Here is a 12,824-nt window from a genome sequence, read left to right as displayed (position 1 = left end):
CCGGCGGGCCGAGCCGCTGACGTCGTCGAAAGCCACGGCCGAAGCAAGCCCCCGGGAGTTGGCGGCCGGGCGCCAACTCCGGGGGCGGCGCCCAGAACTCCGCGTGGGCGTTGTCGTCAGGTGCCTGGGCGGCCCGCGACCGGACAAAGCCGGTTGACCGGGCAGCCGGCGGCATCGACAGCCGTTCGTCGATGCGGTCACCGGCTCCGGGTCGGCGCACGCCGCCCGCCCAGCCAGGGATCACCCAAGCGGCCACCCATCCGGCAAGCGGCAAGTTGTGCCGCGGCGGTCCCGCCCGGCCCGGATGCGTGCTCGCAACGGCGAGGACCGGGGCGGAGCTCAGGCCACGTGGGGCTCAGACGCCGAAAACACCCCGAGCCACCAGGAACATGCGGCATTCGGCACGGTGCGGCCGCACCGCACAAGGTTCGCCTACAGGTCTTCGTCCGGACCGAGTCGGGCGCAACGCCCCGAGCACCCGTTATCGTCAGTGACCTTAGATGGTACAGGGGACTGACCCGGCCCAGGCGTGGCCGGTAATCGACGCGGGTAGACAGGCCACCCGGGCAGGCAGCCTGCCCGAGGCAGGAACGGAAGCGCGAGGAGGCAGGCTTGGTGGAGAACATCAGGCTGGTCCGCTGGACACCCGCGCGGATGCGTGCCCGGCTGACCGATGTCATCGCCGTCTACAAGGCCGCCTTTCTGGACTTCCACGAGCCCGACCCGGCGCGGGCGGCGATCGAACGGACCATGCACGCCCGCCGGCACGCCGACCGCCGGGATCTGCGAGCGGTCGCGGCTCTTCTCCCCGATGAGCGCCTGGTCGGCTTCACCTACGCCCTGCCGGGGCTGAAGGGGCAGTGGTGGCACGACGTCGTCAGTGACGCGCTGGGACCCGAGGACGCCGTGACCTGGCTCGGCGACTGTCTGGAGATCGTCGAGTTCCACGTCCTGCCGGAGTTCCAGGGCAGGGGGGTGGGACGCAGTCTGCTGCGGGAACTGCTGCGGGAGGCACCGGAACAGACAGCCGCGCTGTCCGCCCTGGAGCTGCCCGACAGCAGGGCCCGACGGTTGTATGCCAGCGAGGGTTTTGTTCCGTTACTGTCGAATTTTCAGTTTCCGGGAAGCTGGATCGAATACGCGGTGCTGGGTAAGCGCCTCACGCCGACCGACCCGGCCCGGGAGCAGCCTCCGTCCCCTTCGGCCGAGCAACGGCCCGCCCACGACTCCGGCGGCGACCACCGGCAGGCCCGCGCCATCTGAAACTCCCCGATGACGTTCGTCCCGTCATGCACCCTGCCACACCTCACCCTGCCATGCCCGCAACCATGCCGGCGCCCGCCACCCAGCCTCCACCAACCATGCCCGCAGGTAGCAATTATTCCTGTACGGACAATTTCCGTCTCGTGCTTCGATCGGCATCCGGCCAGTCGTAGGTGGAAAGCGCTGTCATCACGACGGAATCCACCTACGGGCGCGCAGGCCGTAGGTGACAACCTGCGTGACACCAACGGTTTTCACCTACGGCTTGCGGTCGCGTCGGGCGCGGTGGCGCCGATGACGGGATCGATGAATCGCGATCAGTGACGATCGGTGACGACTGTCGCCAGCCGGGCGGGGACAGCGGACCGCCGCAACAGGCCCACGGGGCGGTGAGACGCCGGGTCGGCCAGGCAGCGGAGGCAGGAGGCAGTGAGTGAACGGTGCACGGACGCTGTGACGTGAATACCGGCGCAGGACGCGGGGCAGTGGCGGGGCATCGCCTCGGCGATGATCATCGTCATCTTCGCCGGCGCCGGGGGCCCCGTACGGGCGTTTCGTGGGAATATGACTGCCATGTAGGTCCGACCACGTCTTGCGACAGCTTGCCCGGTCGGCACCGGGGCGGTCATCGGAGCATCATGCCTGCTGCGTATCGTTCCGTCGTCTGATGACGACCGAGACTACCGACAACCGTCAGCCCTTCGAGGGCCGCCAGGGGGCGGCCGCAGGAGACACCGGTGACCAAGCATGCACCACTGGTCGTGGAGACACTCGACGACCTCGACCCGACAGCGGTCTTCAACACTGAACGCGACCAGGTGGTGGTCGCGGTACGTATCACCCCCGTGTTCGGCACGCTGGACCTCAATCTGGTGGCGGCCGTGGTGGACGCGGCGAACCTGGCCGGCTTCGCGCTCGTGCGCGAGCAGCCCTTCCGGGACGAATGGCTGTTGTGCGTCTTCGACGCCTACGAGGACAACGACTGAAGATCACAGCAACGATGGGACGGCTGGAAGAACCCCGTGGGGGAAGCGCGATCCCCGCGGCCGGTGGCCCAGGGATCACCATGGCTGGCAGGCCGGTACGCCCGACGCGTCCGGACAGCCGACAGGTGGGGATGCCAGGCAAGCGGATGGGATCAGGCGAGACGGGGACGGGGACGACAGGTGGGGGTGGGGTGCGGATGGGGATGGGAGATCCGTAAGCGGCTGACGGGCCACGGCGTCCGACGCGGCTCCCCGGCCGGCGGCGCCCGCATCATCCGCACGGCCAGGCGAGCGTGAACGCCGAGGCCAGCGGTGCCGGCAGGAACAGGTGGAACAGCCTGGCGCGGTCCGGGCCCGGGCCCGACGAGTCATCGCCGTGGCGAAGTCATCGCCGTAGCGAGTGGAACACCTCCCGCGTCGCGGTGGAACGGTTCAACGTGATGAAGTGGATACCGGGTGCGCCACCGGCGAGCAGCTTCTCGCACAGGTCGGCGGCGACCTCCACCCCGACCGCCCGTACCGCCGCCGGATCGTCGGCCACCGCGTGCAGCCGCCTGGCCAGGCCCGGGGGGAACGCGGCCCCGGACAGCTTCGCCATCCGCTCGATCTGCGCGACGTTGGTCACCGGCATCACACCGGGGATGATCGGCGCCTCGCAGCCGAGCCGGCGGACCCGGTCGACCAGCCGGAAATAGGCGTCCGCCTCGAAGAAGAACTGGGTGATGGCATAGTCCGCGCCGGCGGTGAGCTTGCGTACCAGGTAGCGCGCGTCAGTGTCGAAGTCGGACGAGCGGGGGTGGCGATCCGGAAAGGCCGCGACCCCGACGCAGAAGTCACCGAGTGACTGGACGAGGCGTACCAGCTCCTCGGCATGGTGCAGCCCCTGGGGATGGGCGACCCACTCCCCCTGCGGGTCGCCGGGCGGATCGCCGCGTAGCGCCAGGACGTTACGGACCCCGGCTCCGGCATAGCTGCCGATCACCTGCCGCAGCTCGGCGACGGAGTGGTTGACGGCGGTGAGGTGACCGATCGGTGTGAGGGTCGTCTCCGTCGCGATGCGTTCGGTGATCCGCACCGTGCCGGCCCGGGTCGACCCGCCCGCGCCGTAGGTGACCGACACGAAGGACGGTCGCAGCGGCTCCAGCTCCCTGATCGCCGTCCACAGGTGGCGTTCCCCCTCAGGGGTCCTGGGCGGGAAGAACTCGAACGAGAACGACGGCCGGCCCGAGTCGAGGCAGTCCCGCACGGTCAACCCCCGGGTCGCCGCCAACCCCCGGGTCGCCACGACACTCCTGACCGCTGTCATGCCCTTGAGGGTAAGCCCTGTCACGCGCCGGACCCGGCACAACCGGACGCGTCCTGTCCGCGACAGGCATCCGGACGAGCCACCCGGACGAACCGACCGGCCGAGCAGACCGGACGAACCGACCGGACGAGCAGACCGGACGAACCGACCGGACGAGGCAACCGGACGAGCCACCCGGACGAGGCGGCCAGCCACGGCACGCCGCCCCTGTAGGCCGCGTCCCGTAGGTCACCCGGCCGCGGCACGGGCTACAGCCGCACCGGGCCCTGGGGCGTCGGGGCGCACACCCGCACCCTGCCGGAGCGGCTGCGGACCGACACCGTCCGCTCCGCCCGCGGATCGACTGGAACACTCAGGGTGACCGCGTCCGCGTCAGGATCCGCGGACTCGACGTCGACCGCGTACGGGCCACCCGGCAGGACGGCCGTGACCGCCCCGCTGTCGCTGTACGCCGCCACCTTCCCGGGGGGACGGGCGAAGTGCAGGACGACGTCACCGGTGCGGCTGCGCGCGGCGACACCGGCCCCGCCCAGCTCCCGCCCGGCGATGGTGCCCGTGTCGGTGATGAGCACGAGGTCGCCGTCCGAGCCCCACAGGGTCACCTCCCCGCGGCGGACCTCGGCCCGGACCCGGGTCGCCCGCGGCAGCGTCAGTCGGACCCGGGCCTCGCTGGTGCGCCCGTCGACGCGCAGCAGTTCTCCGACCTGTTCCAGAGCCGGGCGTGACCGGCCGGCGCGCCGGCGGACGGTCATCGCCACCCGGGCGTCCGCCCGGTCGGCCTCGGCGATCTCGACCCGCCCGGCGGCCAGTCGGATCTCGACGGCGCCCACCCCGTCCACCGTCTGGCTGATCTGCCGCGGCGGCCGTCGCGGCAGCACGAGCCCGTAGCCGGCCGCGCCCAGCAGGACGGCGGCGGCCACCGCGACGAGGACGTCCGTCATCAGCCCTCCCCGCCACCGGCCGCGCCGAGAGGACGGCTCCCGCCGAGGGGACAGGTTCCATCGAGGGGACGGGTCCTGCCAACAGAGCAGGCCTCGCCAACAGAGCGGGTTCCGTCGATGGAGCGGGTCGGCACGCAGGGAACGGTACCGGTCGAGCCCGGCATCCGGGCGGTCAGCATGACCATCCGAATCGGATCCCCTGGTTCCGGCTGGTCCCGAGCCCGCGGACGGGCACCGGACGAGCCGACGGCCGGCGCAGGGCGGAAGCCCCGGATCCACCCTGATTCGTCTTAATTCGCCTTAATTCATTGTTCAAACAGGCTGACGAGTTCGGCTTGAGGTCTCGATTCCGGCCGCTGGCTGCGAGACTACAGCTCATGGACGAACGGCTCACACGCTCGGGTGCGCGCGCCCCGGACGGATCCGTGGCACGCGCACCCGAGTACGACCAGGAGGGGAAGTCCGCGGCGGGCGGCGAAGCGTCTCTCGCCAGTCCGGACACGGCCACCGACGCCGACCATCTCGAACGCGCCCTCTTCGAGGTCAAGAAGGTGATCGTCGGCCAGGACCACATGGTCGAGCGGATGCTGGTGGCGCTGCTCGCCCGTGGGCACTGCCTGCTGGAGGGGGTGCCGGGGGTGGCCAAGACCCTCGCCGTCCAGACCCTCGCCACGGTGGTCGGCGGGACGTTCACCCGCATCCAGTTCACCAGCGACCTGGTCGTCTCCGACATCATCGGCACCCGGGTCTACCGGCAGACCCGGGAGACCTTCGATGTGGAGCTGGGGCCCATCTTCGCGAACTTCGTCCTCGCCGACGAGATCAACCGGGCGCCTGCCAAGGTGCAGTCGGCGCTGCTGGAGGTGATGGCCGAGCGGCAGGTCTCCCTCGGCGGTGTCACCCACCAGCTGCCGGCGCCGTTCCTGGTGCTGGCGACGCAGAACCCGATCGAGTCCGAGGGGGTGTACCCGCTCCCGGAGGCGCAGCGTGACCGGTTCCTGATGAAGGTGGACGTGCCGTATCCCAGCGGCCACGAGGAGCTGGAGATCGTCCGGCGGATGGGCACCCAGCCGCCCCGGGCCGAGCGCGTCCTGGACCCACCCACGCTGATCAAGCTGCAGGAGCGTGCCACCGACGTGTTCGTGCACCACGCGATCGCCGACTACGCGGTCCGCATGGTGCTGGCGACCCGGGCGCCGGCGGAGTTCGGAATGCCCGAGCTCGCCGGCCATCTCGCCTACGGCGCGTCACCGCGTGCGTCGCTCGGCCTGGTCGCGGCGGCCCGGGCGCTGGCGATGCTGCGCGGCCGGGACTACGTCGTGCCGGACGACGTCGCCGCGGTCGCGCCGGACGTGCTGCCGCACCGGCTGGTGCTGTCCTACGAGGCGCTGGCGGAGGGGCTGTCCGCTCGGACCATCGCCGAACGGATCCTGCACGGCACCCGGCCCCCACGGGTCACGCCCCGCCAGCAGGACTATCCCGGGCACTGGACCACCAACCCGCGCGGATTCCCCGAGTACCTCGGCCAGGAAACGTCGGCGTGAGCGTGAACCAGCCAACGGAACGACCCACCGCCGGGCCACGCCGCGGCGGCGGAGCGGGCACGCCGGCGACAACCGGTGGAACGGGCAGAACGGTGACACCCGGCGGACCAGGCGCGGGCACGGCCGGCGGGGCGGGCGGCCGTGCGGGCGGGCGGCCCGACAGCCCCGCCGCACAGCCCGTACAGCCCGTACAGCCCACGCCGGGCGTGCCCGGGGCGGCCGCGGCGGATCCGGCGATCGAACGGACCCTGCGGCGTCTCGAGCTGACCGTCACCCGCCGGCTGGACGGCCTGCTGCTCGGCGACCACCTGGGCCTGGTGCCCGGGTCGGGGACGGAGAAGGCCGAAAGCCGCGCCTACCACGTCGGGGACGACGTGCGGCGGATGGACTGGGCGGTCACGGCCCGCACCACCGTCCCGCACGTGTACGACCTCGTCGCCGACCGTGAGCTGGAGACCTGGGCGCTCGTCGACCTGACGGCGAGCCTTGAGTTCGGCACCGCGAAGCTGGAGAAACGCGACCTCGCGATCGCCGCCGTGGCCGCCGTGGGCTACCTGACGGCACGCAGCGGCAACCGGCTGGGCGCGGTGGTGCTGACAACCGGCCACCCGCCGCGGCTCNCCCGCCGCGGCTCGTCCCCGCCCGCACCGGCCGGGATGGCCTGCGGGCGCTGCTGCGCGCACTGCTGGCGGCGCCACGAACCGCGCTGGACCGGCCGGCCCGCCGCTCCCCCGCCACCCCGGCCCCGGGGACGGGCGCCGGTCCGGAGACAGGCGCGGGAGCCGGGACGGTCCCGGGCACCGGGACGTCCACGACCGATCTCGCCGCCGCCCTGAACGGGCTGCGCAACCCGCCCCGGCGCCGCGGGATGGTCGTCGTGATCTCGGATTTCCTCTCGGTCGACCTGTCCTGGGAACGGTCGCTGCGCGCGCTCGCCGGCCGGCACCAGGTACTCGCCATCGAGATCGTCGACCCGCGCGAGCTCGAGCTCCCCAACGTCGGGCTGCTCGACGTGGTCGACCCGGAGACCGGCGCGACCCTGACGGTGCCCACCTCCTCCCGCCGGCTGCGCGACTCCTACGCCCGGGCCGCCGCGGCACACCGCCGGGAGGTGGACGCGGCACTGCGCCGGGCGGGCGCCGGCCATCTCGTCCTGCGGACCGACTCCGACTGGCTCACCGACATCGTCCGGTTCGTCCTGGCCACCCGCCGCGGCCGTGGCGCGGCCAGGCGCCCACCGGTCGCGGCCCGTCCCACCGGAGCCGGCCGATGACCTTTCTCGCCGGCCACTGGCTGTGGCTGCTGCTGGCGGTCGGCGCCATCGCCGCCGCCTACATCGTGATGTCGCTGCGCCGGAAGGCCTACGCGGCGCGCTTCACCTCGGTCGGGTTACTGGCGTCGGTGCTGCCACGGCGGCCGCAGTGGTGGCGCCGGCACCTGCCCGCGGCCCTGCTGCTGCTCACGCTGGCCGCCATGGTGTTCTCCCTGGCCCGGCCGGCCCAGGCCCGGCGGGTCCCCCGCGAACGCGCGACGATCATTCTGGCGATCGACGTGTCGAACTCGATGGCGGCCACCGACGTCGCGCCCAACCGTCTCGCGGCGGCCAAGGACGGCGCCGACGCGTTCATCGACCAGCTCCCACCGCGGATCAACCTGGGGCTGGTGTCGTTCTCCGGGTCGGCGGCGCTCCTCGTCCCGCCGACCACCGACCGGCAGTCCGTGCGGTCCGGCATCCACGGGCTGCAGCTCGGCCCGTCCACCGCGATCGGCGAGGGCATCTTCGCCGGCCTGCAGGCCATCGCCACCGCCGGGGAACAGCTCGCCGCGGACGGCGGGACACCGCCGCCGGCCGCCATCGTGCTGCTCTCCGACGGGGAGACCCAGCGGGGACGCCCGAACGCCCAGGCAGCCCAGGCCGCCAGGGACGCCGGGGTGCCGGTCGACACGATCGCCTACGGCACCGCGGACGGCAGCCTCGACGTGGGTGGCCAGGAGATTCCCGTCCCGGTCAACGAGGACGCGCTGCGCGAGATCGCGCGGGCGACCGACGGCTCCTACCACCGGGCCACCTCCGGGGACGAGCTGCGCTCGGTGTACGAGAACCTCGGCAGTTCCATCGGCTACCGCAACGAGTTCCACGAGGTCACCACCTGGTTCGTCGGCCTGTCCCTGCTGCTGGGGCTGACGGCCGCGGCCGGGTCGGTGGCCTTCTCCTCCCGGCTGCCCTGAGCAGCGGTGATCGGCGTATCCGCGATCGGCCGGGCAACCGCTGAAAACCGCTGTCTGCCGCCTCACCGGCCAGGTCCGCGTCACCCGATGTGGGCGGGTGGCGGTGGGCGCCTGTCGGCCTGTGCGTCCGGCATGAGTAAGGTGTAGATGCGGCGTGCGCGCTCGCGTGTGTCGACTTGCGTGGCGATAAGGATCATAGAATGACTCAGGGCACTGTGAAGTGGTTCAACGCAGAGAAGGGTTTTGGGTTCATCAGCCCGGACGGTGGCAGTCCGGACGTTTTCGTGCATTTCTCCGCGATCGCGACGAACGGCTACAAAACCCTGGAAGAGAACCAGCGGGTCGAGTTCGACACGACCCAGGGCCAGAAGGGTCCGCAGGCGGAGAACGTCCGGCCGCTTTGATCATCGGCGGCCACGCGGCTCAGCGTGATCGCGGACAGCAGTAGGAAACATGCGTGAGGCGAGCCCCGCAACCGGCATGGTGCGGGGCTCGTCCCGTATCGGCCAACCGGCCCCGGTCTCGTAGTCGTCGCCAGGCCTCGTGTCGTTCCGGGCCTGGTCACTTCGTGTCGTTACACGGCCGCTCAAGGGCCGCGGGCCTCGTCAGAGGGCCTCGTCGGGGTAGGTCTCGATGTCCGTCGCCTTGAACGACGCCCAGACGCGCGATCCCGGCTCCAGCCGCAGTTCGGCCAGGGCCGCGGGGGTGACGTCGGCAAGCAGGGCGGGGTTCGTGTCCACCGCGACCCTGGCCCGGTCCCCCAGCAGTTCCAGCCCGGTGACCCGGCCGGCCAGCGTGTTGCGGGCGCTGCCGTGCGGCTCGACGACGCCGAGCATCACCGCGGACGGCCGCAGCGCGGCCAGCACCGGGCCGGTGATCGCGCTGTCCGCGACGGTGAGCGTGCCGCCGCCGGGCAGCCGTACGACACCCGCCTCGGCCTCCCCCCGGTACAGGTTCAGCCCGACGAGCCGGGCGACATAGTCGGTGCGGGGCCGGCGGGCCACCTCGGCCGGCGGGCCCTGCTGCACCACCCGTCCGGCCTCGATGATGACGACATGGTCGGCCAGCACCATGGCCTCGATCGGGTCGTGGGTCACCAGCACGGACGGGCCACCGAACCCGCTGAGATGACGGCGCAGGTCCCCTCGGACAGCCAGCCGGGTGGCCGCGTCCAGCGCCGCCAGCGGCTCGTCCAGCAGCAGCAGCTTCGGGCCCGCGGCGAGCGCCCTGGCGAGCGCGACCCGTTGGGCCTGCCCGCCGGAGAGCGCCCCGGGCCGGCGGGCGGCGAACTCGGCCAGCCCGAACGTCTCCAGCCAGCGCAGCGCGGCGGCCCGGGCGGCGGCCCGCGGGACTCCCCGGCAGCGCAGCCCGAAGGCGACGTTGTCCCGCGCGGACAGATGCGGGAACAGCAGGTAGTCCTGAAAAACCATCCCGACCGTGCGGCGCTGCGCCGGGACGAAGATCCCCTCCGTCGGGTCGTCCAGGACGAGGCCGTCCAGGCTGATCCGGCCTGTGTCGACCGGCTGCAGCCCGGCCAGCGCCCGCAGCAGGGTGGTCTTGCCCGCGCCGTTGGGCCCGAGAACGGCGACGGTCGTCCCGCTCGCCGCGGTCAGCGTCACGTCCAGGGTGAAGCCGCTGGCCCGCCGCACTCGCAGGCGTGCCAGCAACGCGCCGTCGTCGGATCCACCGCCGTCAGGCGGGCCGACCCGTCCCGCCGGCCCGTCCCGCTCGCCGAGCCCGCTCACCGGGCTCACAGGGTCGTCCCCGGACGCAGCCAGCGGTCCCGGAGCAGGGCCAGGACGACCACGGCCACGACGAGCAGGACCAGGGACAGTGCGGTCGCGGCATCCGGGTCGGTCTCCAGGGCGAGGTAGACCGCCAGCGGCATCGTCTGGGTGGTACCCGGAAAGTTACCCGCGAAGGTGATCGTCGCTCCGAACTCGCCGAGGGCACGTGCCCAGCACAGCACCGCGCCCGCGCCGAGCGACGGAGCGATCATCGGGAGGGTGACCCGGCGGAACGTCACCCACCGGCTCGCGCCAAGGGTGGCGGAGGCGTCCTCGAAGCGTCGGTCCGCTGATCGTAACGCCCCTTCAACCGCGACGATCAGGAACGGCATCGCCACGAACGCCTCCGCCACGACCACCCCGGCGGTGGTGAACGGGAGGGTGATCCCGAACCAGGCGTCGAGGTAACGGCCGACGATGCCCCGACGTCCGAAGGCCAGCAGCAGCGCCACCCCACCGACCACGGGCGGCAGCACGAGCGGCACGGTGATCACCGCGCGCAGCAGCCCACGGCCGGGGAAGTCCGCCCTGGCCAGCAACCAGGCCAGCGGCACACCCACCGCCAACGACAGCACGGTCGCGATGCTCGCGGTCAGCAGGGACAGCCGCAGCGCCTCGCGCACCTCGGGCTCGGCCAGCAGCTCCGGCAGGTCGCGCCAGGGCACCCGCACAAGCAGCCCGGCCAGTGGGAGCAGGAGGAAGGCAAGCGCGATGCCGCCGGCGGCGGCCAGCGGAACCGGTACCCGCCCACCGATCCGTCTGCGGGCCCGCCCACGGGGCCGGCCGCCGGGCCGGGCCGGGCCGGGCGCCGGGCCGGCGGACGGAGCGGGGACGCGAGAGCAGGGCCGGCGGAGGCGACCGGCCGTGAAGATCCGGCTCACGCCGCGGCGGGGTACCCGGCCCCGGCGTGCGGCGCCCCACCGGTATCGAGCTCAGCTGCGCCGGGCACACGCGCGCTGGGCACAGATGAGCTGGACACAGATAAGCCGGGCGCGCCTGTATCGGGCTGTCTGACGGCGGCGGGTGCCCCGGCCGAGTTCTTCGATCGCGCTTTCATCCGTCCCCGCACATCCGCCCCCCGCAACCTGACACGTCCGGCAGGGTTCCGGAAACGCTGGAAGCCCCGGAAAGCCCCGGAGGACCGGAGCCTCGAAAGGAACGGAGGACCGGAAAACCCCGGAAGGACCGGACGGGCCGGAGGGAACCGGCCGGCCACCGGTTGTCATGTGGCGTCAGCGACGCTGCGCCGGCAGCTCCATCACCACGTTCGTCGACTTCACCGAGGCCACGGCCACCACGCCCGGCTCGAGGCCGAGCTCGTCGGCGGACTCGCGGCTCATCAGGGACACCACCCGGTGCGGACCGGCCTGGATCTCGACCTGGGCCATCACGCCGTCGCGTACCACCCGGGTCACGATGCCGGGAAAGCGGTTACGGGCCGACTCCCCCACCACCGCGGCGTCCGCGGCCGGCGGTCGGTCGCTCGAGGCCGCGAGCTCCTTGCTGAACTGGGCCAGCGCGGCACCTTCGACGGCCTGCCGGCCGCTGCTGTCCCGTACCAGTGGCAGCCGTCCGGCGTCGGCCCACCGTCGGACGGTGTCGTCGCTGACGCCCAACAGACCGGCCGCGTCTGAGATCCGCAAAGTCGCCATGCATGCACCATAACCAGCGTATCTACGGTTTGTCGCGTGCACCGGAACCGAATACACGGTTACTTCGCGCACCTTGCCACTGACCGCCACTGGCACTGCCACTGACCGCCGCCGACCGCTGCAACTGGCCGTCACCGCTGACGCACGAACATGCTACGCGACCGGACATCCGGGCAGCTACGGTCGGCGGACGCGGACAGCAGAACGCAGCCGGCGGGACACAGTCCGCGGGAGACGGACGGCGGGAGACGGACGGCGCGGGCCGGCCATGGTGTCAGGCCTCGGCGCACCCGCCCGCGCCGTCCGGGTGGTGGCTCAGGGCCGCGCGCAGCCGGGTGGCCAGGGCCGTGACGGCCGGCCCCGGCTCGGCGGCCTGCGTGATGCCCCGGACGACCACGACCCGCCGGGCGCCGGTGTCGAGCACGTCGTCCAGCGTGGTGGCGTCCACCCCGCCGGTGACGAACCAGGGCTTGGCACCGGGGGTGAACGGGGGTGCGAGCCGGGCGGCCAGGCGCGGCAGCTCCAGCCCGACCGGCGGACGCCCCTGCTTCGTGGGCGTCGCCCACACCGGGCCGACGCAGAAGTAGTCCACGTCGGGATCCTCGATCGCCGCGGCGAGCTGGTCGGGATCATGGGTGGACAGGCCGATCAGCACGTCCGGGCCGAGCAGCTGGCGGGCCAGCCGGGGCGGGATGTCGTGCTGGCCGACGTGCAGCACGTCGACGCCGGTGAAGGCGGCGAGATCGGCGCGGTCGTTGGCTGCGACCAGCGCCCCCCGCCGGCGCGCGACCTGGCGCACCACGGCGAGCCCGTCGGCCTCGGGCTGCCACTCCAGGCCCTTCTCGCGCAGCTGGACGACGTCCACCCCGGCGGCGACCACCTCGTCGAGGAAGGCGGCCAGTTCCGGCCGCAGCCCGAGACACAGGTACAGCCTGGCGTCGGCCAGCCGGACCAGGCGGGCTTCCGCCTCCGCTGACCGCGTGTACGACGACGTATATGACGACCGGGGGGCATCGACGTCCTGTGTCATGCCCTCGACCCTACGGCGGCGCGGGCGGGACGAACGCGGCGTATGTCCGAAAACGGAGCCCTGGAGAACGGCGGGGACGGCAGCCG

At 72.5% G+C, this 12,824-nt stretch carries 12 protein-coding genes and 1 pseudogene; 7 read left to right on the top strand and 6 right to left on the bottom strand.

Annotated features, from left to right (window positions below; genetic code table 11):
• Nucleotides 1-615 precede the first annotated feature (615 nt).
• Together FrCorBMG51_RS17430 and FrCorBMG51_RS17420 are read left to right on the top strand one after the other, a co-directional pair.
• Nucleotides 616-1,263, top strand: coding sequence for a GNAT family N-acetyltransferase (locus tag FrCorBMG51_RS17430; RefSeq protein WP_047224114.1), 648 nt, complete (start codon nucleotides 616-618; stop codon nucleotides 1,261-1,263).
• 737 nt (nucleotides 1,264-2,000) lie between these two features.
• Nucleotides 2,001-2,249 (top strand): hypothetical protein, encoded by a 249-nt coding sequence (locus tag FrCorBMG51_RS17420; protein ID WP_013874333.1) that lies wholly within the window; start codon nucleotides 2,001-2,003, stop codon nucleotides 2,247-2,249.
• A gap of 385 nt (nucleotides 2,250-2,634) precedes the next feature.
• Here the strand turns inward: FrCorBMG51_RS17420 and metF are convergent, their stop codons facing one another.
• Both metF and FrCorBMG51_RS17410 read right to left on the bottom strand, forming a co-directional pair.
• On the bottom strand, nucleotides 2,635-3,555 hold the full coding sequence (gene metF / locus FrCorBMG51_RS17415) for a methylenetetrahydrofolate reductase [NAD(P)H] (RefSeq protein ID WP_047224112.1): 921 nt from the start codon (nucleotides 3,553-3,555) through the stop codon (nucleotides 2,635-2,637).
• Nucleotides 3,556-3,803: 248 nt separating this feature from the next.
• Nucleotides 3,804-4,496, bottom strand: coding sequence for a DUF4097 family beta strand repeat-containing protein (locus FrCorBMG51_RS17410; RefSeq protein ID WP_047224111.1), 693 nt, complete (start codon nucleotides 4,494-4,496; stop codon nucleotides 3,804-3,806).
• 377 nt (nucleotides 4,497-4,873) lie between these two features.
• On the opposite strand from FrCorBMG51_RS17410, the gene FrCorBMG51_RS17405 reads away from it, so the two are divergent.
• The 5 genes and pseudogenes from FrCorBMG51_RS17405 (at nucleotide 4,874) to FrCorBMG51_RS17390 (ending at nucleotide 8,673) form a co-directional block, all read left to right on the top strand.
• Nucleotides 4,874-6,040, top strand: a complete 1,167-nt coding sequence (locus FrCorBMG51_RS17405; RefSeq protein ID WP_083730826.1) for an AAA family ATPase — start codon at nucleotides 4,874-4,876, stop codon at nucleotides 6,038-6,040.
• Between the two features lie 383 nt (nucleotides 6,041-6,423).
• Nucleotides 6,424-6,582 (top strand): annotated as a pseudogene (locus FrCorBMG51_RS34925) (DUF58 domain-containing protein); the annotation flags it as partial.
• Between the two features lie 119 nt (nucleotides 6,583-6,701).
• Entirely contained in the window at nucleotides 6,702-7,313 is a 612-nt protein-coding gene (locus FrCorBMG51_RS34920) for a DUF58 domain-containing protein (RefSeq protein WP_476742194.1), read from the top strand.
• Entirely contained in the window at nucleotides 7,310-8,269 is a 960-nt protein-coding gene (locus FrCorBMG51_RS17395) for a VWA domain-containing protein (protein WP_047224110.1), read from the top strand. Before FrCorBMG51_RS34920 ends, FrCorBMG51_RS17395 begins: the two co-directional genes overlap by 4 nt.
• A 200-nt stretch (nucleotides 8,270-8,469) precedes the next feature.
• The gene (locus FrCorBMG51_RS17390; RefSeq protein WP_013874339.1) at nucleotides 8,470-8,673 is read left to right on the top strand and encodes a cold-shock protein; all 204 of its coding nucleotides are present in this window, start codon (nucleotides 8,470-8,472) and stop codon (nucleotides 8,671-8,673) included.
• Between the two features lie 201 nt (nucleotides 8,674-8,874).
• Here FrCorBMG51_RS17390 and FrCorBMG51_RS17385 read toward each other — a convergent pair whose 3' ends face one another.
• The 4 genes from FrCorBMG51_RS17385 to thiE all read right to left on the bottom strand — a co-directional run bounded on the left by FrCorBMG51_RS17385 (nucleotide 8,875) and on the right by thiE (nucleotide 12,738).
• Complete coding sequence (locus tag FrCorBMG51_RS17385; protein ID WP_083730825.1) at nucleotides 8,875-10,023, bottom strand: sulfate/molybdate ABC transporter ATP-binding protein; 1,149 nt, start codon at nucleotides 10,021-10,023, stop codon at nucleotides 8,875-8,877.
• Nucleotides 10,020-10,937, bottom strand: coding sequence for an ABC transporter permease (locus tag FrCorBMG51_RS17380; RefSeq protein ID WP_200902483.1), 918 nt, complete (start codon nucleotides 10,935-10,937; stop codon nucleotides 10,020-10,022). The genes FrCorBMG51_RS17385 and FrCorBMG51_RS17380 overlap by 4 nt, the downstream gene beginning before the upstream one ends.
• A gap of 351 nt (nucleotides 10,938-11,288) precedes the next feature.
• Nucleotides 11,289-11,708 (bottom strand): TOBE domain-containing protein, encoded by a 420-nt coding sequence (locus FrCorBMG51_RS17375; RefSeq protein WP_043603760.1) that lies wholly within the window; start codon nucleotides 11,706-11,708, stop codon nucleotides 11,289-11,291.
• A gap of 274 nt (nucleotides 11,709-11,982) precedes the next feature.
• Complete coding sequence (gene thiE / locus FrCorBMG51_RS17370; RefSeq protein WP_076842567.1) at nucleotides 11,983-12,738, bottom strand: thiamine phosphate synthase; 756 nt, start codon at nucleotides 12,736-12,738, stop codon at nucleotides 11,983-11,985.
• Between the last annotated feature and the right edge of the window lie 86 nt (nucleotides 12,739-12,824).

Source organism: Protofrankia coriariae (genome assembly GCF_001017755.1).
GTDB classification, from domain to species: domain Bacteria; phylum Actinomycetota; class Actinomycetes; order Frankiales; family Frankiaceae; genus Protofrankia; species Protofrankia coriariae.
This window is presented reverse-complemented; position numbering and strand designations above follow the sequence as displayed.

What these genes read in the sequence shown, in the direction of transcription:
- metF (WP_047224112.1), bottom strand. Translation starts at nt 3,555, where the DNA reads ATGACAGCGGTCAGGAGTGTCGTGGCGACCCGGGGGTTGGCGGCGACC.
- FrCorBMG51_RS17410 (WP_047224111.1), bottom strand. Translation starts at nt 4,496, where the DNA reads ATGACGGACGTCCTCGTCGCGGTGGCCGCCGCCGTCCTGCTGGGCGCG.
- FrCorBMG51_RS17405 (WP_083730826.1), top strand. Translation starts at nt 4,874, where the DNA reads ATGGACGAACGGCTCACACGCTCGGGTGCGCGCGCCCCGGACGGATCC.
- FrCorBMG51_RS17395 (WP_047224110.1), top strand. Translation starts at nt 7,310, where the DNA reads ATGACCTTTCTCGCCGGCCACTGGCTGTGGCTGCTGCTGGCGGTCGGC.
- FrCorBMG51_RS17390 (WP_013874339.1), top strand. Translation starts at nt 8,470, where the DNA reads ATGACTCAGGGCACTGTGAAGTGGTTCAACGCAGAGAAGGGTTTTGGG.
- FrCorBMG51_RS17375 (WP_043603760.1), bottom strand. Translation starts at nt 11,708, where the DNA reads ATGGCGACTTTGCGGATCTCAGACGCGGCCGGTCTGTTGGGCGTCAGC.
- thiE (WP_076842567.1), bottom strand. Translation starts at nt 12,738, where the DNA reads ATGACACAGGACGTCGATGCCCCCCGGTCGTCATATACGTCGTCGTAC.